Source organism: Streptomyces sp. CA-135486 (assembly GCF_050936555.1).
In the GTDB taxonomy this organism is placed as follows: domain Bacteria; phylum Actinomycetota; class Actinomycetes; order Streptomycetales; family Streptomycetaceae; genus Streptomyces.
In genome coordinates, this window is sequence record NZ_JBNJMM010000001.1 from 3,009,095 (window position 1) to 3,029,915 (window position 20,821).

The window sequence follows — 20,821 nt, forward strand, 5'->3', positions numbered from 1 at the left end:
GCACCATCACCGACCGTAGATTTTCCGTCATGACGACGACGCAGCTCACCACGAACCCTGTCCTCCGCGTTCCGCCGGCTCCGCCCGCCGCCGCGGCCGCCCACTTCCGCGCCTCTCTGGCCTTTCACGCCGATGTCTCCGATGTCGCATCGGCGCTGGCGGCCGGCGGCGACCCCGGATTCGTCGTCCTCGACTCCCGGTCCACCGAGTCCTGGGACCAGGGGCACGTTCCCGGTGCGATCCACCTGCCGACCGCGCTGATCGCCGAGGGGGCCGAGCAGCTGCTGGACAGGTCGGTTCCGGTCGTCACGTACTGCTGGGGCCCGGGCTGCAACGGTGCCACACGCGCCGCGCTGGCCCTCGCCGAACTCGGCTACCAGGTCAAGGAAATGCTCGGCGGGTTCGAGTACTGGGCGCGTGAGGGCTTCGAGTTCGAGACCTGGGAGGGCACACGCAAGCGCGCTGCCGACCCGCTGACCGCGCCGCTCACGGCGGACGACTGCGGCTGCTGACCCACGAGCCGTCGTCGGTCCCGCCGATGTTCCACGGGAGCGGGTTTTTGGCGGCAACGGCAGCCGGGCTCATGCCATCTCGGGCGAGCCCGGCCACCGGCCCGTATGTCAGGGCTTCACACGTCAGAGCTTGGAGAGCTCGTCGACCAGATCGTCCAGACCCATCGAACCCTGCGAGAGCGCAGCCATGTGCCAGGCCTTCGCGTCGAACGCATCGCCGTGCGCCCGGCGGGCGTTCTCGCGGCCCAGCAGCCAGGCCCGTTCACCGAGCTTGTAGCCGATCGCCTGGGCCGGCATCGACAGATACCGCGTCAGCTCGCTCTCCACGAACTCCGCGGGCCGCCCGCTGTGCCTGCCGAAGAACTCCTGCGCCAGCTCCGGAGTCCAGCGCTCGCCCGGATGGAACGGCGAGTCCGCCGGAATCTCCAGCTCCAGATGCATGCCGATGTCGACGATCACCCGACACGCCCGCATCATCTGCGCGTCCAGATAACCGAGCCTGCGCTCCGGGTCGGGCAGAAAGCCCAGCTCGTCCATCAGCCGCTCCGCATACAGCGCCCAGCCCTCGGCGTTGGCGCTGACGCCGCCGACCGTCGCCTGGTAGCGGGAAAGCTGATCGGCGACATGCGCCCACTGCGCGATCTGCAGATGGTGGCCGGGCACACCCTCGTGGTACCAGGTCGACACCAGGTCGTACACCGGGAAGCGGGTCGCGCCCATCGTCGGCAGCCAGGTCCGGCCCGGCCTGGTGAAGTCCTCCGAGGGACCGGTGTAGTACGGCGCCGCCGCACCGCCGGGCGGAGCGATCCGGGACTCCACCTTCCGTACCCGCTCGGCGAGTTCGAAGTGCGTGCCGTCCAGCGCCTCGATCGCCTCGTCCATCAGCTTCTGCAGCCAGACCCGCACCTCCTCGACGCCCTCGATGTGCTCGCCGTGCACGTCGAGATGCGCGAGTGCCTCCCAGGGCTCCGCGCCGGGAAGGATCTTGTCCGCCTCGGTCTTCATCTCGGCCAGCAGCCGGTGGTATTCGGACCAGCCGTACGCGTACGCCTCGTCGAGATCGAGGTCCGTGCCGTTGAAGAAGCGTGACCAGCGGGCATAACGCTCGCGGCCGACGGTGTCGGGCGCGTCCGCGACGGCCGGCGCGTAGACATCGCGCATCCAGTCGCGCAGGTCGGCCAGGGCATCGGTCGCCGCGCGAGCCGCTTCGTCGAGTTCTGCGCGGAGCGTGAGGGGGCCGTCCGCGACGAAATCCTCGAACCAGCTGCGGCCGGTGCCGAGCCACTCTGTCATTTGGCTGATATTCGTCTGTGTGGCACGTGGGCCGCCGAACAACTTGCGCTCAAGTCCCAGTGCCAGTGAGGCCCGGTAACCCTCAAGCGCATGCGGCACCGCACGAAGCCGCTGCGCGATGGCCGCCCAGTCCTCATCGGTCTCCGTCGGCGTCACGGTGAACACCTCGCGCACGGTATGTACGGGCGAGCGCAGATTGCTCACCGTGCGCAGCCCTTCATCCGCCTCGTGAACAGCGAGTTCGGCCGTCAGACGCTCCCGTAGCAACCGGCCGCAGCGCCGCTCCGCGGCGCTCTCGGCGCCCGGTAGCTTCTCGGCGTCGTCGAGCCGGGCGAGCGTCTCCCGGGCGAGTTCGGCGAATCGCTCCTGACCTGCGGGGGAGTAGTCGGGAAGGAGGCCCGAGCTCTCCTTGATCCCGAGAAACGTGCCGATGGTCGGATCAAGTTCGATGAGTGCGTCGACGTACGCGTCGGCGACCTGGCGCGGCAGCGCGCTGCTGAGGGTGACTGGCATGCGCACATCCTCATACGAGTGGGGCCCCCGCGTCACCATCATCGGATCTCAGCGGCCTGTCAGTCACCCCTGCGCGGCGGGCGGCAGCAGCGGGCCGCAGTCCCACTGCTGGAAGATCAACCGGGTCTCGACACGGGCGACTTCGGGCCGCGAGGTGAACTCGTCCACGACCAGGCGCTGCAGATCCGCCGTGTCCGCCACGGCCACCTGCACCAAGTAGTCGTCCGGCCCGGTGAGATGGAACAGCGCCCGCGACTCGGGCAGCGCGCGGATGCGCTCCACGAACGGGCCGATCAGTTCACGTCGGTGCGGACGCACCTGGACCGAGAGCAGCGCCTGCAGCCCGCGCCCGAGCCGGGCCGGGTCCAGTGCCAGCCGGTGCCCGAGGATCACACCGGAGCGGCGCAGCCTCGCCACCCGGTCCAGACAGGTGGAGGGAGCCACTCCGACCTCGGCCGCAAGATCGCGGTAGGTGGTCCGGGCATCGTTCTGCAGCAGGCGGAGTATGTGAAGATCCACCGGGTCGAGAGCGACAGTTTCAGCCATTCGCCGAACGTAGCACGGGCTCAGGCCAAAACCTTCCGGTAAGTGTTCACAGTGCCGCCATGGAAAACGCCGCCTTCACCGCCCACACCCCCCGGGCGCTGGCCACCGAAGCAGTCCACGCCGGACGCGAGGACCTCGCGCAGCTCGGTCTGCACGCCCCGCCGCTGGACCTTTCCACCACCTACCCCTCGTACGACGCCGCAGGCGAGGCCGAGCGGATCGACGAGTTCGCGGCCACCGGCGCGCGCCTTGAGGGGCCGCCCGTCTACGCCCGGCTGGACAACCCGACCACGGCCCGCTTCGAGACCGCGCTGGCCCGGCTCGAAGGCACCGAGAGCGCGGTGGCCTTCGCCAGCGGGATGGCAGCACTCACCGCCGTACTGCTGGTACGGGCGAGCATGGGGCTGCGGCATGTGGTGGCCGTGCGGCCGCTGTACGGATGCAGTGACCATCTGCTCACCGCGGGGCTGCTGGGGAACGAGGTGACCTGGACGGACCCGGCGGGCATCGCGGCGGCGATCCGGCCCGACACCGGCCTGGTGATGGTGGAGACGCCCGCCAATCCGACCCTGGCGGAGGTCGATCTCCGGGCGCTGCGGCACGCGTGCGGCTCCGTCCCGCTGCTCGTCGACAACACCTTCGCCACGCCCGTGCTCCAGCGGCCGGTGGAGCACGGCGCGCGGATCGTGCTGCACAGCGCCACGAAGTATCTGGGCGGGCACGGCGATGTCATGGGCGGCGTGGTGGCCTGCGACGAGGAGTTCGCCCGCCTGCTGCGGCAGGTCCGCTTCGCCACCGGTGGCATTTTGCACCCCATGGCCGGATATCTGCTTCTTCGCGGACTGTCCACGCTGCCGGTGCGGATCAGGGCCGCGTCCACCACCGCCGCCGATCTGGCCTGCCGGCTGGCCGCCGACCCGCGAGTCGCCCGCGTCCACTATCCGCAGGTGGGCGGCGCGATGGTCTCCTTCGAGGTGTACGGCGACGCGCGCCGGGTGATCGCGGGCGTACGGCTGATCACTCCCGCGGTCAGCCTCGGCAGCGTCGACACGCTGATCCAGCACCCGGCCTCCATCAGCCACCGCATTGTGGCTGAGGGAGACCGGCGCTCGGCGGGCGTCAGCGACCGGCTGCTGAGGCTGTCGGTCGGTCTTGAGGACGTCGAGGATCTGTGGCGCGATCTGGCCGAGGCCCTCAGCGCTCAGCCTGTTCGAAGCGGGAACGCGGACGCGCGGCGGTCGCGTCCAGTCGGGCGGTGACCACCAGCGTGCCCTCCTCGATCTGGTAGTCGAGCGGCAGACCGAGGCCGCGCATGGCCGCGACCATCGCGGTGTTCGAGGACTGCGTGACGGCGTACACGCTCTCGCAGCCGGCCTCGACGGCGAGGGCGACCAGTCGGCCGAGCAGTTCCGCGCCGATGCCGCGGCGCTGCCAGGCGTCCTCGACGAGCAGCGCGACCTCGGTCTCGTCGCCGTCCCACAGCAGATGGCCGAGGGCGACGAGCCGGCCGGAGGCCGTCTGCACGGCCAGAGTGCGGCCGTAGCGCGGGCTGAGCAGGTGGTTGAGGTAGCGGCCGGCGTCAGCGACCGGACCGTGGTAGCGCATGCTCAAGGTGCGGTCGGAGCAGCGTTCGTGCATCGCCTTGGCCGCCTCGACGTCACCCTGGTCGACACGGCGCACGGTGATCTCGTTGCCCTCGGGGAGGGTGAGAACGTCCTGGCTGCGGGGGATGCGGGGGCCGAGCCGGGCATCCAGCTCGACCAGGGCCCGGGCCCTGGCGAACTCCGTGGGGGTGAAGGGGAGATAGGGCCGCTCGACGGTGATGGCACCGCCGTTCGGATCGCGCAGCCGCATCACGGTGTCCTCGAGCACGCCCTCCACGGGCGGGGTTTCGCCCGAGGGTTGGCCGCTGAGGGTGACCGCGGGCACCGAGTGGATCGTGCAGCGGCCGAGCAACTGGCGTAGCGCGAGGGGCAGTTCGGCCGCGTCGAGCGCGGTACGGGTGGCGAGGCCGAGCACCCGGGTCGGGGTGTCGACGAGATCGTGGGTGTCGGCGCGCTCGATCCAGGTGTTGCTGCCGCCCGCTGTCGAGACCTCCCGGGTGAGCTCATGGGCCTGCAGCGTCGCGGGGGCGCGCAGCAGGAACTCGTCCACCGTGCCCTCGGCGAGCGGGTGCGTCTGGAGGGTGAGGATGTCGACCCGGTGCCGGGCGAGTGCGATGCACAGCGCGGCCAGGCTGCCGGGCCTGTCCCGTACGGTCGTACGCATCCGCCAGAGCATGGTCTCGTACAGCTCCTCCTCGGGTTCGGTCGCGGCAGCGCCGTGAGCTTCGGCGCCGCCGGTATCCGTGGCGTGCTTCGGAGGGGCATGACTGTGGCGTCGTGCCCACCATGTGTGGAACGCGGCCGTGGCGACGAGGGCCACGGCCGAGACGACGAGCAGGAACGGGCCGTCCGGCGCGTGCCCGATCATGTTCGCGACGGCGTCGGCGACCGCCACAGCGGTGAACAAGGCCGCCAACTCGACCAGATCCCGCCGCCAGTGGTGTGGACGGCGGGCACTCTTCGCAGAAGTCACATCTGTCATGCCATCACTGTGTCCGAACGGTGTTGCGTGATCACGAACGCTTTGTGACTGATGGGTTAAGCATGGTTCTGGACCGCTATCGGCTGTTTTTCGCCGTTTCTGGCGTGGAGTGTTCGGCTCAGTGATCCAATGCGGTCAGCAGCCGGGACGCCTGCGCGACGAGCTGGGAAGAACCCCGTCGTCCCGCCAGGTCGGCAAGACCGGGTATCCCGTCCGGGCTGCCCGAAACCGCGGCGGCTGTGCCACATGTCTCGACGCATTCGGCCGCGACGGCGAGTATCTCCCCGAGTCCGCGGGGAGGTTGGTCCGCGCTCAGCAGGCCGGGCAGCGCCCCGGCCAGTACGGACCAGGTCGTGGCGTACGCACCGGTCGCCGCGGCCGTACGGGCCGACTCGGCCAGCCGGTTGGGCTTCACCGTGCCCTGGCCGACCAGCTCGGCCAGATCACGGCCGAGGCGTGAGGCGTCCAGCCGGCCACGCGCGGCCAGAACGAGCAGGGCGTCCACCGCCGCAAGGCGGTCCTCGCGGCTACGAGCACCGAGACCGGTGGCGAGGGCCCGATGCAGCGCCGGCCCCGCGGGCTCTGCCGGTTCCCCGGGGCCGCCCGCACCGGCGGGACCGTCTGCCTCGGCCAGCGGCGGCAGACCCCAGGTCGCACCCGGCAGATCCTCCAGCGCGCACGCAGTCAGCCCCGGCAGCATCCAGGTGGCGTGCGCCTCCCGCTCGTGCGGCAGCGCGGCCACCCAGTGCGTCCGCCCGGCCGCCCAGTGGTAGCAGCCGCGGTAGGAGCTGCTCTGCGCGCGGCCCAGCCAGTGGAACGAGCGGGGGAACTCCCGCTGGATCGCGAGCCGTCCCTTGGTCTCGTCGAGCCTGCGCCGCGTGTACCTGCCGGGCTGCCACCGCCCGGGCGTGGCCGGCTCCGGGACTTCGGCCTCGGTCCCGGTCCCGGTCCGGAGCGCGGGGACGACCGGCCCGTCCCCGGTCAGCCACGCCGCGAGCCGGTCGCCCTCCGTGGTGCCCAGTTGGGCTGCGGCGTGGGCCGCGCTGCCGTCGGCGCCCCGCGGCACGCGCAGCAGCGCCTGGGCGAAGTCCACCGGGCCAGGCGGCAGGTCGAGCCGCCGGTACTCCCGCAGCCGGTTGACCAGTTCGTCGGCGTCCAGTGTGCCGGTGTGCCATGTGGGGGTCGCGAGCAGGAACGGCAGCGGCCGGGTGCGCACCCGGAACGCGGCCTCCCACATCCGCGCGTTGAAGATGCCGTCGAGACCCGTGTGGGCGCAGCTGTCCGATGCGGTCCCGCGCACGCGAGCGTTGTGCAGCGTCTTGACGGACACCCGCTCCAGCAGGGCGGCGGTCACCACCTCCAAGCCGTACGGATGGCCGTAGAAGCGCTGGTCCCGGTCCCAGCGATAGGTGTCGTCGAGCCACCAGCGATCGGCCAGGGCGGCGCGCAGCGCGTCGGCCAGCGCCGCAGGCTCGCGGTGGACGAGGCGGACGAGCCCGTCCAGGGTGCGCTCGAACTCACTCACATCGTCGTCGGCCCGCAGCTGGACCACCACGTCCTCGACGAGCTCGGCCACCGAGTCCGCGGCGGGCGCGAGCCTCCGGGGCTCAGGAGCGGCCGGCAGGATCTCCACGTATTCACCCGGCACCCCGTCGTCCGGCAGGGCGCCGAAGATCTCCACGGCCGCCTTCCGGTGCGCCGGGCTCAACAGGGCCGCGGCCGCGGCCAGTTCCTTGCGCAGGCTGTCGTCGGCGGTGGGCAGATGCCGGCCCACCAGCTTCAGCGCCCGCTCCTGAACGCCCACGTCCTGGTGACCGAAGGCATCGGCGAGCGCCGGCAGCAGCTCACCGACGGTGCCCGCATTCCGTCGCAACACCTTGCCCAGCAGCACCAGTTGGGCCCGCACCAGCTTCTTCTCGGTACGGAAGAGAACGGCACTCGACGCTGCGGCGAGGGCGGAGGCGGAGAGCTCGCCGCTCTCGGCGAGCCGGGCCAGTACGCCCTGGGCGTGCGCGGCGACCGTGGACATCCCGTCGGCCGCCATGCCGGCCCAGTCGGCGACCCTGGCGCTCTCCTCCGCGGGGGTCAGCTCGAGCCGGCGCAGCAGGATCAGAAAGAACCGCATCTCACCGGGCCGTCCGCCGCGCAGCAGCCGGGCGACGCAGGCGTCCACCAGCACCGTCCGGTCGAGCACCCCGGCCGTGGCCAGAGCGGTGAGCGCCGTCGGCCAGTGGTTCGGTGCTTCGGGGTCGGTGAACCAGGTGAGCGGGCGGGCCAGTTGAGGTGTCTCGAACAGCCGCGGTACCAGGGTCCGTACATGAGGGTCCTCGCCCAGCCTGCCGAGTCCCTTGCCCCGGGCCGAGGTGACCGCCTCAGCCCATCCGTACACCACGCCGTCCGTGGTGGGAATCCCGCACTTCGCGAGCCGCGCCAGTTCATCGATCAGCGGGTAGTCCTCCTCCGCGGTCGAGGAGCGCGCGGCGAGCCGGTGGGCGAGGTCGCCGAGCCACTCGGGGGCGCGGTCAGAGAGCAGGTCGATCAGCATTCCGTGCAGAGGCCGGCCGCCGTCGCGCAGATCCCGGGCACCGATCCAGGCGGCCGCTGCCGCCGCGCCCGTGTGGCAGCCGGCGCCAGCGGGCAGCAAGGCCCTGTTGACCTTGAATCGCTCCTGCCAGCGGTCCCAGCCCCAGCCGCGCAGCTCGGCCCGCAGTGCCTTCAACTCGACGAGGCACGTCTTGCGTTCGGCCGGTGTCAGTGGCTTCAACAGCCCCGGGACCTCGCTGGAACGCCCTTCTCGGACGGCGGCGAGCAGCTCCTTCATCGCGCGCCTCCGGCGGTGGGGGCGGTCGTCCCGATCGCACCGGTCGTCCCGGTCGCGGCCACCGTCCCGGTCGCACCGGTCGTCCCGGTCGCGGCCACCGTCCCGGTCGCCGCGGCCCCGCGCCGCGCCATACGGACCGCCAGCGCGTGTTTGCAGGGGCCCCGCCGTCCTTGGTAGTCCGACCACCACTGGCAGGTGCAGCTGAGCACACCGCCCGACTCCCGCACCTGGTATCTGCGCTCACCGGAGGAGACGGACGCCAGGTCCCCGGCGAGCTCCACCGACCCGGCCGCAACCAGCGCGCGGGCCGTAACGAGCCGCGGATTGTGCCGCTCGGCGCGGTCCGCGTCGTAGGGCAGCTCCCGGTGGAAGTACGCCGCGTCCGCGATGTCGTAGCCCACCCGGCCCGCCGTGCCGAGCCGGGTCAGCGCCGCCCGTACCCGCTCGACCGTCAGGCCGGACTGAGCGGATAGCTCGGCCGGGTCGATCCGCGGCTCCCACGCCAGCAGCACGGAGATCAACTCCGCGTCCTGGGCGGCCTCTTCGGTGGCCAGCGCCTCCAGTACCCCGCCCTCGCCGGAGAATCCGCGTGATGCCTCGGGCGAGAGGGTGAGCGTGAGCCGCATCCCCGGCAGCACCACCTCCCAGGCGCTCGCGGTCGCCGATCCGTCGGCCGCGGGCCCGTACACCCGAAGCGCCGTTGCCTGCCGCAGTACCCGCTGCAGGGCGGCCAGCCGCTCCGGCCCCGGGAGGCACACCGCCCCCGCCGCCGGCCGGGTGGTCGGCCGCAGCGTCTTCCCGGCCGGCACCACCCACATCGCACCGCGGGACGCACCGCCGGACCCACGGGGCAACGACCGCAGGAAGCGCACCGCCTCGGCGGCGGGCAGCTCGGCCCGCAGATCGAAGGCGACGCTCGCCACCTGAGCCTCGGCGAACCCTCGCAGCCAGCGGTCCGGCAGCGGAACCTTCTTCTCCACCACGGCGCCGTCCAGTGTGGTCACCGCCAGCTCCTGGGGACCGACCCGCAGATGGAGCGGCTGGTCGCCGGTCATCCGCGAAAGGGCCTCGCGCAGCGGGTTGTTGACATCCACGTTGGTCGTGCCGTGTCCGGTCTCCGCGCCGTCCAGCCCCTCGCGCAGCACATCGAGGCGGGCATACACCCCGCAGCAGCCGGAGAACGACTCGAACCGCAGCCGGTCGCCGTTCCCCGTCACCACCGGGTCGAGCAGCGGGCGCCGAGTCCGGTCGACGTAGCGGGCGGCCGCGACGTCCGCGACAGCCAGCAGCCCCCGCGCCGCTGTCTGCGGCGACGTCAGGAAGCCGGAGAAGAAGTGGGGATGCGCCTGGGCGCCCGTCGGTGTGAGCCCGCCGGATGTCTCCAGACCGAGGAGCCGTCCGCCCTCAGCGGATGCGAGGGCGGACGGTCGGGCGTAGGCCAGTGCCTGCACTGATCGCGTCATGGAAACGACGCTAGAACCCGCCACTGACAATGGCCTCGGCCGCAAGGAGAGTTCAGGCCCGGGGAGATGAGGTCACTGACCGACGCGGCCCGGCTGAAGTGCCTTGCTGAACAGCACAGTTCCGCCCTCGGCCCGCAGCCGCACCGTCAACTCGCCGCTGCCGCCGTCGATGTCGACCTCGCCGAAGTACTGCGGGGACTCCATCGGCGAGACATTGGCCCGCTCCGGTGCCCGGACGAAGACGCGTTCGGGGCCGAAGGTCGAGTCGAGCGCATTGGCCGGGAAGCCGCCGGCGGCCAGCGGACCCGAGACGAACTCCCAGAACGGTGCGAAGTCCTTGAACGCCGCCCGCTCCGGGGCGTAGTGCTGCGCCGAGGTGTAGTGCACATCAGCCGTGAGCCAGAGCGTGCCCGTGATCCGGCTGTGCTTGATGTACCGCAGCAGCTCGGCGATCTGCAGCTCGCGTCCGAGGGGCGCGCCGGGATCGCCCTGCGCCACCGCCTCGAAGTTCGCCGCGCCGTCGGGGACGACCAGCCCCAGCGGCATGTCGGAGGCGATCACCTTCCATACCGCGCGCGACCGGGACAGCTCGTGCTTCAGCCAGGCGAGCTGCTCGGCGCCGAGAATGCCCTGCGTGTCGTCGGCCTGCCGGCCGGGAGAGTTGGCGTTCCGGTAGGAACGCATGTCGAGTACGAAGACGTCGAGCAGCGGCCCGTAGCGCACCACCCGGTGGACGCGGCCCTCGCGCCCGGGCGCGTGGAGGGTCGAGATCGGGAAGTACTCGCCGAAGGCGCGCACCGAGCGCTCGGCGAGCACGTCCACGTTCTTCTCGGTGTAGCGAGGGTCGTCGAGGATCTGTCCCGGGTACCAGTTGTTGCGCACCTCGTGGTCGTCCCACTGCACCACCGTCGGCACCTGCGCGTTGAAGCGCTGTACGTTCTCGTCGAGCAGGTTGTAGCGGAAGTTGCCGCGGAAGTCGGCCAGCGTCTGGGCGACGTGGGACTTCTCCTCCGTGGTGATGTTCCGCCAGATCCGGCCGTCCGGGAGCGTCACGCTGGGCTGGATCACGCCGTCCGCGTAGACCGTGTCACCGCTGCACACGAAGAAGTCCGGGTCGAGGCGCCGCATCTCCTCGTAGGCGCGGTAGCCGCCGATGTCCGGGTTGATGCCCCACCCCTGGCCCGCGATATCGCCCGACCAGAGAAAGCGCACGCCCTCGCAGCGCTTCGCAGGAGCCGTACGGAACGTCCCGTACACCGGCTCACCGGTGCGCCGCGGGTCGTCGGGGTCGGCCAGCGTGACCCGGTAGTGCACCTGCTCCCCGGCAGGCAGCCCGCGCAGCGGCGTCGTACCGGTGAAGTCCGTGTCGGATCCGAGCAGTGGGCCGTGCCAGCGGTGCGCGCGACGGAAGGAATCGGTCGCGGAGGTCTCCACGATCATCCGCGCGGGCCGGTCGGAGCGCACCCAGACCAGGCCGGACGAGGCGGTGACATCGCCGGTCTGCACACCCCAGGCGGCGCCCGGGCGGCCGGACAGCGCCAGGGCGGGCGCCGTCGCCAGGGTGGGCAGGGCCAGCGCCGCCGAGGCGGCGACTGCGCCACGCAGTACGGAACGGCGGTCGGGGGACGATATCCGCGGGCTCTGCGACATCGCTGCGCCTCCAGGGGCAGGTCGGGCGGGTGTGCCGAGCCATGCCTAGCGCCCCGCCGCGGCCGATGCGCGAACCCCACGTGAACTCCGAGGACTGAGTCAGTTCACCGCGGCCCGAGCCATCAGCCGCACCCCGTGCGTGATGTCGGACGGCGCCAGATGGGCATACCCGAGGACCAGCCGCACGCCGGAGTCCGCGGAGTGTGCCACCCGGTAGTCGGCCAGCGGGCGCACCGCCACGCCGGCCCCGGCGGCGCGCTCCAGGAAGCGCGCCTCGGGGCCGTACCGCCCGGGCAGCCGCGCAATGATGTGCAGACCGGCCGCGATGCCGCTGACCTCCGCCCCGGGGAATCGCTCCGCAAGCGCGCCGACGAGCGTGTCCCGTCGCTCCCGGTAGGCGCGCTGGCAGCGGCGCAACTGCCGGTCGTAGCCGCCGCGGTCGATGAAGTCGGCGAGAACCGCCTGGTCGAGGATGGGATTGCCGAGGTCCATGGTGCGCTTGCGCTCCACGACCTCGTCGACGAGGCGCGACGGTACGACCAGCCAGCCGAGCCGCAGCCCCGGAGCGAGCGACTTGCTGACCGATCCCGTGTACGCGACACGCTCCGGGTCGAGGCCCTGGAGGGCGCCGACCGGGGCCCGGTCGTAGCGGAAGTCCCCGTCGTAGTCGTCCTCGACGATCAGACCGTCCACGGCCCTGGCCCAGCCGAGGAGTTCGGCGCGACGCTGCGCGGAGTAGGCGATTCCGGTCGGGAACTGGTGGGCCGGAGTGGTCACCACCGCACGCACGCCCGACGCCGACAGCGGCCCGGTCGCCAGTCCTTCGTCGTCGAGCGGCAGCTCCGTCATGCTCAGCCCGGCCGCCGCGAACAGCGGTGCGTGCTCGGGGCTTCCCGGGTCCTCCGTGCCCACGGTCCGCAGGCCGTGCCCGTGCAGTACGAAGCCGAGCAGCGTCATCGCCTGGGCGACGCCGGAACACACCACCAGGCGTTCGGGATCGGCGGCCACACCGCGGCGCCTGGTGAGCAACGCGGCCAGAGCGGTGCGCAGTTGGGGGAGTCCTCGCGGATCGGGATAGCCGAGCGCCTGGTGCGGCAGCCGGGTGAGCACGGACTTGTGCGCGGCGGCCCACGCGGCGCGGGGGAAGAGCGAGAGATCGGGCGTCCCGGGGCGGAAGTCCACCAGCGCTCCGGGGGCGCGGGGCGCCAGGTCCCGCGCCCCGCGCACAGCGCCGCGCGCCGCGTCCCCGACCCAGGTGCCCGAGCCACGGTCGCTGCGCAGATACCCTTCGGCCGTCAGCTGCTCGTACGCCTCGGTGACCAGGCCGCGGGAGACACCCAGATCGGCGGCGAGTTCACGGGTGGACGGCAATCGGGTGCCCGCGGCCAGTCGTCCCGCTCGCACCGCATCACGCAGGGCCGACTGGAGTGCTCGGCCGCGCTGCCGGGCGGGTGCGGCCGCCGCGGGCAGCAGCAGTTCCCAGGCAGCGTTCCAGGACGGCTCGCCGACCGTCGGATTGGTCCCCGATGATGTCATGAAAGTGGACCTTAAAGGGTACCGCTCCGGTCCCTAGCGTCGGCCGCATGAACCATGTGAACGCGAGCGCACTGCGCGGAATCCTCCTCGTCGCTTTCGCCTACTCCCTCGTCGGCGCCTCCTTCACCGCCAACAGCGTCCTGGGCGACTACCCCTACGCGGGCGGCCAGGCCCTGCGTTACGCCGTCGCCGGTCTGCTCCTGCTGCCGCTGCTCGGCGGCCGGACGGCAGCGCAGGCCCGGCTGCGCACCCTTCGCGGCCGGCAGTGGGGACGGCTCGCCCTGCTCGCCGCGGTCGGCATGGTCGGCTTCAATCTGGCGATCCTGGCCGCGGAACGCACCTCGGAGCCTGCCGTTCCGGGCGTCTTCGTGGGCTGCGCGCCCGTCATCGTCGCCGTGCTCGTACCGCTTCTGGACGCTCGCCGGCCCGCTCGCCCGGTGCTGTACGGAGCCCTGCTGGTGGCGGCCGGGGCCTTCACCGTCCAGGGGTGGGGGCGTACCGACGCGGTCGGCATCGCCTGGTCACTCGGCGCGCTGGCCGGCGAGGTCGGCTTCGCCGTGCTGGCCACGCCGGTGCTGCGCCCGCTCGGCCCCAGGCTGCTCACCGCCACCGTCTGCGGTGTCGCGGCCGTCGAGTCCACGCTCATCGGTCTGGTCCTCGACGGCGCGGGCTTTGTGCGCACGCCCACCCAGGCGGAGACGCTCGCACTGCTGTGGCAGGCGGCCGTCGTCACCGTCGTCGGCTTCGTCACCTGGTACATGGGCCTGCAGCGGATCGGCGCCGAACGCGCCACGCTCTTCACCGGCCTCATCCCCGTCGCCGCCGCGCTGACCGCCCCCGTCGTCGGGACGGGGACGTTCGGTCCGCCCCAGGCGGTGGGCGGTGTCCTGGTCGGGGCGGGCGCGGCGCTCGGCTCGGGCGTGTTCAGCAGGCGCTCAGCGGCTGCCGTCCAGGATGACGCGCGCGACGAGCGCGGGGTCGTCGTTCATGGGGACATGGCCGCAGCCGGGAAGCCGCACCAGCCGCGCCCCCGGGATGGCGCGCTTGGCCCGGATGCCCTGGCGCCGCAGCAGCAGCCGGTCCTGCATACCCCAGCCGATGGTGACGGGCACATCGGGGATGTCGTCGGCGAAGACGATGTCGCGGCCGGCGGCGAGCGTCTGGTGGAAACCGGTGGCAGCGCGCAGTGCGAGGGTCTCCGCGACGGCCGCTTCGGGTGAACGCCGTCCGGGCCGTGCGTAAATGGTACTGGTCAGCGCCGCCCGCCCGGCTGCCGACCGGGACAGCCCCTCGATCAGCGGCAGCGGCATCGCCTGCGCCGCGCGCCGCATGGTGAGCAGCATCCCGAAGGCGTACTGCCGCTCGCCCGGCGACCAGAACCCGGCGGGCGACAGCGCCGTCACCGACCGTACGAGCTTCTCCCGGCCCAACTCCAGGGCGAGCAGCCCGCCGAGGGAGTTCCCCGCGACATGGGGGCTCTCGATCTCCAGCGCCTCGCAGAACGCGCCGAGGGCCGAGCCCACGGTCGCGAGGTCGTACGAGACTCCCTGGGGAAGCGCCGGGGACGTCCCGAAGCCGGGCAGGTCGATGGCGATGACATCGCGCTCGGCGGCCAGGATCCCCAGGACCGGCTCCCAGGCCTGCCAGTGGTGCCCGATGCCATGCAGAAGCAGCAGTGGCTCACCCTTGCCCGCACGTTCGTAGTTGACGGACAGTGTGCGGCTGCCCTCGGGGGACTTGATGGAGAACGAAATCGTCGCGGCCATGCTTGCTGCTCCCTGGTGTCGCCCACGTGAATACGCTTTAGACGGCTTGTCAGTAACAATTACCGCTCAGTAGCTTCCAGTTCAAGTGGGGGGCGCCGTTCGGGCGTGTGCCGCGTGCCGCACCCGCCCTGCACTGCGTGTGGGTGTTGCGCAACCCCGCCGAACCCGCCTCGCTGGCCGAGGTGGGGCGGGCCCCTATCCGGCCACTTCCGTCGCACGTCAGACCCCGTGTCCCACGAGGACGCGGGGTCTTGTGCTACCTGTGTTTCACGGCGGCGCGAACGGCTCGTGAACGCTCTGCGAAACCGCTTGGTTTCGCTGTGTGACCGACGGAGGATTGGTCTTGACCAAGGGGGGGTGCCGCCCTATGGTCGCAGTGGTTAGTGCAGGAACCTTTAATAAACAAGGGCGCGGAATAGCCGCCGCTGACAAGGCGATTGCGGAGGATCAGGGTGGGGACCACGCAGCTGGAAACGGTGCCGGAGCCCAAGTACTGGCACCTCAAGACCGTGATCGGCGAAGCGCTCGACTCCGACTTCGCGGTGGGGGAGATCCTGCCCAACGAGCGAGATCTGGCCGCTCGCTTCGGAGTCGCTCGCGCCACGCTCCGTCAGGCGCTCGAACAGCTCGAGCTCGAGGGCAGGTTGCAGCGCCGCCGCGGCGTGGGCACGACCGTCGCCCCGCCGCGCATGGGCGTCGACGTCTCCACCACCCAGCAGGCCTGGCCGGGCACCGGACAGGACGCCTGGCAGTCTGTCGACTGCACCACCATGGTGCCGCCGACGGCGGTCGCGCGGCTGCTCGACACCGACGGTGACGCCGACGAAGAGACGCACTCCGTCCGCAGGCTGCGCGTCAACCACGGCCAGTCGGTCGCGGCCGAGCTGCTGTACATCCCGGCCTCGTCCCTGCCCGAGCTGTCGGCCATCGACGCGCCGTCCGGGCCCGCCCGCGCCCGCGCCGTACTGCGTGAGCTCCAGCGGCTCGAGCTCGAGGGCCAGGACCGCGCGGTGGAGCTGGGCTCGGCGCGGGCCGACGACGCCAAGGAACTCGACCGGCTGCCGGGCGCGCCCGTCCTGATCGTCACCACGCGGTACTTCTCCGGGGGCAGGACAGTGGCCGTCTCGGTCGCCACCTACCGTGCCGACACCTGCCGGCTCACCTTCGGGGACTCGGGCGATCTGGAGATCAGCCACGACGACCAGGAGCGCCGCGCTTCCTGAGCCGTCTGGTTGGCCGTACGGCCCGTCGCACCGAGCCCTGCTCAGCGGCGGGCCGTCACCGTCCCCTCGACGGCGAAGAGCTGCTCCTCGACATGGTCCAGTGCCAGGCGCAGCGCACCGGTGGCCACGGCCGCCTCGCCGAGCAGCGACAGCGCAACGCGCGGCGGACGCAGACAGTACCGGGACAGCTCGTCGCGCAGCGGATCGAGTACGCCGTCGAGTCCCGCGGCCCAGCCGCCGATCACCACGAGTTCCGGGTCGAGCGCCAGCACCAGTGCCGCCACATCGTGCACCAGGCGCTGGATGAACCGCTCGACCGCGGCCTGCGCGCGCGGGTCGCCCTCCCTGGCGTGGGCGAAGACGACCGCGACCGCCTGCTCGTCCAGCGGGTGCAGCGGCTCGTCCGTCGTCGACAGCAGCCTCTCGGGGGTTGCCTCGCGGCCCAGCAGGTGCAGCGCGCCGATCTCGCCCGCCGCGCCGCCGAAGCCGCGGTGCAGCCGGCCGCCGATCAGCGAACCCGCGCCCGGGCTGAGCCCTGCCAGCACAAACACGATGTCGTCGGACCCGGCCGCGGCGCCCTTCCAGTGCTCGGCGACCGCGGCGGCGTTGGCGTCGTTCTCGACCAGCACGGGACAGCGGAACGACCTGCGCAGCCGGTCGCCGAGCGCGAGCCCGGTCCAGCCCGGCAGCGCGGTCCCGAGCCGCACGGTTCCATCGGCCTCGACGATCCCCGGCGAGCCGATTCCGACGGCCCGCAGGCTGCTGCGCGCGACACCCGCCCGGCGCAGTACATCGGCGACGAGCAGCCGGACCCGCTCGAGCCGCTCGTCCGCGGGGGCCGTCTCCGACACATCCTTGGATCCGGCGCCGATGATGCGCCCGTCCAGGTCCGACAACAGCGCGGCGACCCGGTGCGGCCCGATCTCGACACCCAGCAGATGGCCGGCCTCGGCCCGGAATCGGAACCGGCGGGCCGGGCGTCCCTGGCGGCGCGTGCCGCCCTCCTCGGGGACGCTCTCGACGACCAGTCCGTTCTCGATGAGCCCTTCGATCACACCCTCGACGGTCGGCCGGGACAGACCGGTGATTCGCGTCAGATCCGTGAGCGTGGGGGAGTCCGCGCCCCGGAGTGCATGGAGTACCACCGCGGAGTTGATCCGCCGCAGCAGAGACGGGTCTCCGCCGGTCAGCCCCACGGTGTGTCCCTCCAGCTCGAGCGCGTGTGTGCCGGATCGTACTCGCTGGCCACCGGCGGCGGCGACCGACGGCAGTGACCGTCTGCCGGACGGAGCCGGACTCAGGCAGGGGCCACGAAACCGGACTCGTAGGCGGCGATGACCGCCTGGGTGCGGTCGCGGGCACCCAACTTGGCAAGCACCGCGCTGACATGGGACTTCACCGTCTCCGCGCCGACGATCAGCTCGGCGGCGATCTCCGCGTTGGACAGTCCCCGAGCCATCAGCCGCAGTACCGCCGCCTCGCGCTCGGTGAGCGCGGCCCGCTCCATCGCGGCTCGGGCGGCGCGGTTCCCGTACTCGGCGGCCAGGGAGCGGACCGCGGCGGGGAACAGAAGCGACTCGCCCTCGGCGACCAGCCGCACCGCGTGCACGATCTCAGCCGGCCGGGCGCGCTTGAGCAGAAACCCGTCGGCCCCGGCGCGCAGCGCCTCGTACACGTACTCATCGTTCTCAAAGGTCGTCACGACCAGGATCTTCGGCGGCTGAGGGACCGTACGGAGCACGATCCGGGTGGCCTCGATGCCGTCGAGCAACGGCATCCGCACGTCCATCGCGACCACGTCGGGCCGCAGTTGGCGGACCAGTGGAACCACCGCAGCGCCGTCAGCGGCCTCGCCCACCACCTCGATGTCGGGCTGCGCCTCCAGCACGGCGCGCAGCCCCGCGCGCACCAGAGGTTCGTCGTCGACAAGAAGAACGGATACCGGCATCGGATCAGCGTAGGCCGTCCAGCGGGAGGCTCGCCCACACCCGCCAGGCGCCCTCGAACGGGCCGGTGTACGCCTTCCCGCCGAGCAGCGCCGCGCGCTCGCGGATGCCGCGCAGACCACTTCCGGCGCCCCCGGCCGACGCCGGGCCGGAGAGCGGATTGGTGACCTCGATGTCCAGCCACGCCTCCGAAACGGCTATCCGCACCCGGACCGGCACCGGGCCGTTGTGGCGCAGCACATTGGTGAGGGACTCCTGAAGGATGCGATAGCCCTCCCGGGAGAGCGGCCCCGGCACCAGCTCCAGGGGTCCCGACACGTCCGCCGCCACACCCGAACCGGCGGCGCGCGCCGACTCCAGCAACCGGTCCGCCTCGTCGAGCGAGGGGCGCTGTGCCGCCCGCTGTCCCGAGTCCCGCAACACCATCAGGACCCGCTCCAGATCCTCCAGCGCGGCCCGGCCCGTCTCCTCGATGGCGGCCAGCGCCCGGTCGGTGAACTGCGGGTCACGGGCCGCCCGCGCGGCACCCGCCTGGACGACGGCCACGGTCAGCGCGTGCCCGATGGAGTCATGGATCTCCCGCGCGATGCGATTGCGCTCGAGCAGCTGCTCGGTGCGCTCCTCCAGCGCGGAGAGCCGCTCCTGGTTCGACGGGCCGAGCAGCGCGCGGGCAAGGAAGGTGACGAAGTCACCGAGGACCACGCAGCAGATGAGCAGCACGGCGATCGGCACCACCGCGAGCGGTCCGTACCACCAGTGCGGCTCCCACGATTCAGCGGCGCGACATTGCTGGGACTGCGTCCGGCCGCCCGTGCGATCAGGTCCACGGTGAGGATGGGCAGCCACACACTCGCCAGCGTGGCCACGCCCGACAGCAGCAGCCGCGCCTCGATCCACAGCACGGTCCGCCAGCGGTCGCGCCATGTGGCTGCCGGCGCGACCGCGATGGTCGGGTCCGGTCGACCCCGCTCGTGCGGCGTCAGCAGCAGCTGTGCCTGCGCACCCTCCTCGAGCCGCACCGCGGGAATCAGCCCGATCGGAACCGCCAGCAGGGCCGGCACATAGAACCGCGCCATGTCGATGAACAGCCAGATGGCCACGAACGCGATGGGGATGCAGAGATGCAGCCAGCGGGTGTACGTGACCGACCGGGCCAGTCGGCGGACGAGAGGGGGCATCCGCCCATCGTGCCAGCGCGGTGATCGTCACGGCTCCCCCGCGCGGGGGAGCCGGTACCCACGGCCGGGGGAGGCCCCGAAGCCGGTGCGACCGCGAAGGTTGAGCCCATGACCAGCATCGACGTCCAAGAGCTCACCAAGGACTACGGCACGGTGCGTGCCGTGGAGCGCCTCACGTTCAACGTGCGGCCCGGGCAGGTGACCGGCTTCCTCGGCCCCAACGGCGCGGGCAAGTCCACCACCATGCGCCTGGTCCTCGGCCTGGACCGGCCCACCGCCGGCACCGCCGCGATCGGCGGGCACCGCTACACCGACTTCGACGAGCCGCTGCGCCGGGTCGGCGCGCTGCTCGACGCCCAGGCCGCGCACGGGTCGCGGACCGCGCGCAACCACCTGCTCGCCCTCGCCGTGAGCAACCGCATCCCGGCGCGACGCGTGGAGGAGGTCCTGGAGCAGGCGGGCATCGCGGAGGTCGCCGGCCGGCGGATCAAGACGTTCTCGCTCGGCATGCGCCAGCGCCTCGGGATAGCGGCGGCCCTGCTCGGAGACCCCGCGGTGCTGATCCTCGACGAACCCTCGAACGGCCTGGACCCCGAAGGGATCATCTGGATCAGGGAATTGATGCGCGGTCTTGCGCGGGAGGGCAGGGCGGTCCTCGTCTCCAGTCATCTGATGAACGAGACCGCCTCCTTCGCGGACCATCTGGTGGTCCTCGGGCGCGGCCGACTCCTGGCCGACACCCCGCTGCGGGACTTCCTCGATGCTCGCAGCAGGCCCCGCGTCCGGCTGCGCAGCACCGACCCCGGCCGGCTGGTGGCCGTCCTCGGCCGCGCAGGCCACACGGCGCGGCGGGGCGACGACGGCCGCTGGACCGTCGACGGAGCGAAGGCCGCGGACATCGGCGAGCTCGCCGCCCGTGAGGGCATTCCGATCCTCGAACTCGCCGATGAACAGGCCTCCTTGGAGCAGGCCTATCTCGATCTCACGGCCGGACAGACGGAGTTCGCGGCCGGCGCGCGGACGATTTCCCAGGAGGCCTGACCCATGTCCGTCACCGCAGTGCTGAACTCCGAATGGATCAAGATCAAGTCGTTGCGGGCCGGCGCCGGTTCGCTGATCGCGGTCTTCGTCGCCACCGTCGGCATCACCGTCCTGGTCGACGCCACCATCGGTCAGGGACAGGCGAAGCTCGACGGTGCCGCTTTCGATCCGGTGCACTTCGCCTTCTACGCGCTGATGTTCGGCCAGATCGCGGCGATCAGCTTCGGCGCGACGGCCGTCTCCTCGGAGTATCTGCATGGCGCCGTGCGGATCTCGCTTGCCGCAGTGCCGAACAGGCGACTCTTCTACGCCGCCAAGATGGCGGTCGTGGGCGCGCTCGCGCTCGCCGTGGGACTGGTGACCACCATGGTGACCTTCCTGTCGGGACAGGCGTTCATGGGTGAGTACGCCATCGGGCTCGGGGATCCAGGTGCGTTGCGCGCCACCGTCGGCAGCGGCGTCTATCTCGCCCTCATGGCGTTGTTCGCCGCGGGCCTGGCCGCTGTGCTGCGCAGCGGAGTGGCCGTGCTGAGCGTGCTCATCCCGTTCATCCTGATCGTCTCGTTCGTCGTGGGTGACGTAGCCGGCGGCGTCGCCGACTACTTGCCGGACCGTGCCGGGCAACTGGTCCTGCGCCAGCACCCCGAGGGGGCGCTCGGCCCATGGGCCGGGCTCGCCGTGACCGCCGTCTGGGCCGCGGCGGCGCTGCTGGCCGGATGGTGGGCCGTACGCCGCCGGGATGCCTGA

15 protein-coding genes and 2 pseudogenes are annotated in these 20,821 nt (G+C 71.9%); 6 read left to right on the forward strand and 11 right to left on the reverse strand.

The window, feature by feature from the left end; translation table 11 throughout:
* Positions 1-29: 29 nt before the first annotated feature.
* On the forward strand, positions 30-512 hold the full coding sequence (locus ACQEVG_RS13610; RefSeq protein WP_432982026.1) for a rhodanese-like domain-containing protein: 483 nt from the start codon (positions 30-32) through the stop codon (positions 510-512).
* Between the two features lie 123 nt (positions 513-635).
* On the opposite strand, the gene ACQEVG_RS13615 is transcribed toward ACQEVG_RS13610, so the two are convergent.
* Together ACQEVG_RS13615 and ACQEVG_RS13620 are read right to left on the reverse strand one after the other, a co-directional pair.
* Positions 636-2,318, reverse strand: coding sequence for a DUF885 domain-containing protein (locus ACQEVG_RS13615; RefSeq protein ID WP_432982029.1), 1,683 nt, complete (start codon positions 2,316-2,318; stop codon positions 636-638).
* Positions 2,319-2,381: 63 nt separating this feature from the next.
* A complete protein-coding gene (locus ACQEVG_RS13620; RefSeq protein ID WP_432982032.1) occupies positions 2,382-2,864 on the reverse strand; it encodes an Lrp/AsnC family transcriptional regulator in 483 nt (160 codons plus the stop codon).
* Between the two features lie 59 nt (positions 2,865-2,923).
* Here ACQEVG_RS13620 and ACQEVG_RS13625 point away from each other — a divergent pair, with 59 nt between their 5' ends.
* Positions 2,924-4,123, forward strand: coding sequence for a trans-sulfuration enzyme family protein (locus tag ACQEVG_RS13625; RefSeq protein ID WP_432982035.1), 1,200 nt, complete (start codon positions 2,924-2,926; stop codon positions 4,121-4,123).
* On the opposite strand, the gene ACQEVG_RS13630 is transcribed toward ACQEVG_RS13625, so the two are convergent.
* The 5 genes from ACQEVG_RS13630 to ACQEVG_RS13650 form a co-directional block, all read right to left on the reverse strand.
* Positions 4,059-5,450: a GNAT family N-acetyltransferase gene (locus ACQEVG_RS13630; RefSeq protein ID WP_432982038.1), complete on the reverse strand. Its 1,392-nt coding sequence runs from the start codon at positions 5,448-5,450 to the stop codon at positions 4,059-4,061. The genes ACQEVG_RS13625 and ACQEVG_RS13630 overlap by 65 nt on opposite strands.
* Positions 5,451-5,568: 118 nt before the next feature.
* Positions 5,569-8,271, reverse strand: coding sequence for a DUF6493 family protein (locus ACQEVG_RS13635; RefSeq protein WP_432982041.1), 2,703 nt, complete (start codon positions 8,269-8,271; stop codon positions 5,569-5,571).
* The gene (locus tag ACQEVG_RS13640) at positions 8,268-9,734 is read right to left on the reverse strand and encodes an SWIM zinc finger domain-containing protein (RefSeq protein ID WP_432982044.1); all 1,467 of its coding nucleotides are present in this window, start codon (positions 9,732-9,734) and stop codon (positions 8,268-8,270) included. The genes ACQEVG_RS13635 and ACQEVG_RS13640 overlap by 4 nt, the downstream gene beginning before the upstream one ends.
* Before the next feature lie 72 nt (positions 9,735-9,806).
* Positions 9,807-11,384 carry an alkaline phosphatase D family protein gene (locus tag ACQEVG_RS13645; protein ID WP_432982047.1) on the reverse strand — a complete coding sequence of 526 codons (1,578 nt, stop codon included), beginning with the start codon at positions 11,382-11,384 and terminating at the stop codon, positions 9,807-9,809.
* Positions 11,385-11,483: 99 nt separating this feature from the next.
* The gene (locus tag ACQEVG_RS13650) at positions 11,484-12,920 is read right to left on the reverse strand and encodes a PLP-dependent aminotransferase family protein (RefSeq protein ID WP_432982050.1); all 1,437 of its coding nucleotides are present in this window, start codon (positions 12,918-12,920) and stop codon (positions 11,484-11,486) included.
* 47 nt (positions 12,921-12,967) lie between these two features.
* On the opposite strand from ACQEVG_RS13650, the pseudogene ACQEVG_RS13655 reads away from it, so the two are divergent.
* Positions 12,968-13,771, forward strand: a pseudogene (locus ACQEVG_RS13655) (DMT family transporter); the annotation flags it as partial.
* 84 nt (positions 13,772-13,855) lie between these two features.
* Here ACQEVG_RS13655 and ACQEVG_RS13660 read toward each other — a convergent pair.
* Positions 13,856-14,686 (reverse strand): alpha/beta fold hydrolase, encoded by an 831-nt coding sequence (locus tag ACQEVG_RS13660; RefSeq protein ID WP_432982053.1) that lies wholly within the window; start codon positions 14,684-14,686, stop codon positions 13,856-13,858.
* Between the two features lie 452 nt (positions 14,687-15,138).
* On the opposite strand from ACQEVG_RS13660, the gene ACQEVG_RS13665 reads away from it, so the two are divergent.
* Positions 15,139-15,909: a GntR family transcriptional regulator gene (locus tag ACQEVG_RS13665; protein WP_432982056.1), complete on the forward strand. Its 771-nt coding sequence runs from the start codon at positions 15,139-15,141 to the stop codon at positions 15,907-15,909.
* Between the two features lie 41 nt (positions 15,910-15,950).
* Here the strand turns inward: ACQEVG_RS13665 and ACQEVG_RS13670 are convergent, their stop codons facing one another.
* From ACQEVG_RS13670 to ACQEVG_RS13680, 3 genes and pseudogenes are all read right to left on the reverse strand, one after another.
* Positions 15,951-17,105: an ROK family transcriptional regulator gene (locus ACQEVG_RS13670; protein ID WP_432982059.1), complete on the reverse strand. Its 1,155-nt coding sequence runs from the start codon at positions 17,103-17,105 to the stop codon at positions 15,951-15,953.
* A gap of 101 nt (positions 17,106-17,206) precedes the next feature.
* The gene (locus tag ACQEVG_RS13675; RefSeq protein WP_432982062.1) at positions 17,207-17,857 is read right to left on the reverse strand and encodes a response regulator transcription factor; all 651 of its coding nucleotides are present in this window, start codon (positions 17,855-17,857) and stop codon (positions 17,207-17,209) included.
* Between the two features lie 4 nt (positions 17,858-17,861).
* Positions 17,862-19,033, reverse strand: a pseudogene (locus tag ACQEVG_RS13680) (sensor histidine kinase).
* Between the two features lie 108 nt (positions 19,034-19,141).
* On the opposite strand from ACQEVG_RS13680, the gene ACQEVG_RS13685 reads away from it, so the two are divergent.
* Both ACQEVG_RS13685 and ACQEVG_RS13690 read left to right on the forward strand, forming a co-directional pair.
* A complete protein-coding gene (locus ACQEVG_RS13685; RefSeq protein ID WP_432982065.1) occupies positions 19,142-20,074 on the forward strand; it encodes an ABC transporter ATP-binding protein in 933 nt (310 codons plus the stop codon).
* Between the two features lie 3 nt (positions 20,075-20,077).
* Positions 20,078-20,821, forward strand: coding sequence for an ABC transporter permease (locus ACQEVG_RS13690; RefSeq protein WP_432982068.1), 744 nt, complete (start codon positions 20,078-20,080; stop codon positions 20,819-20,821).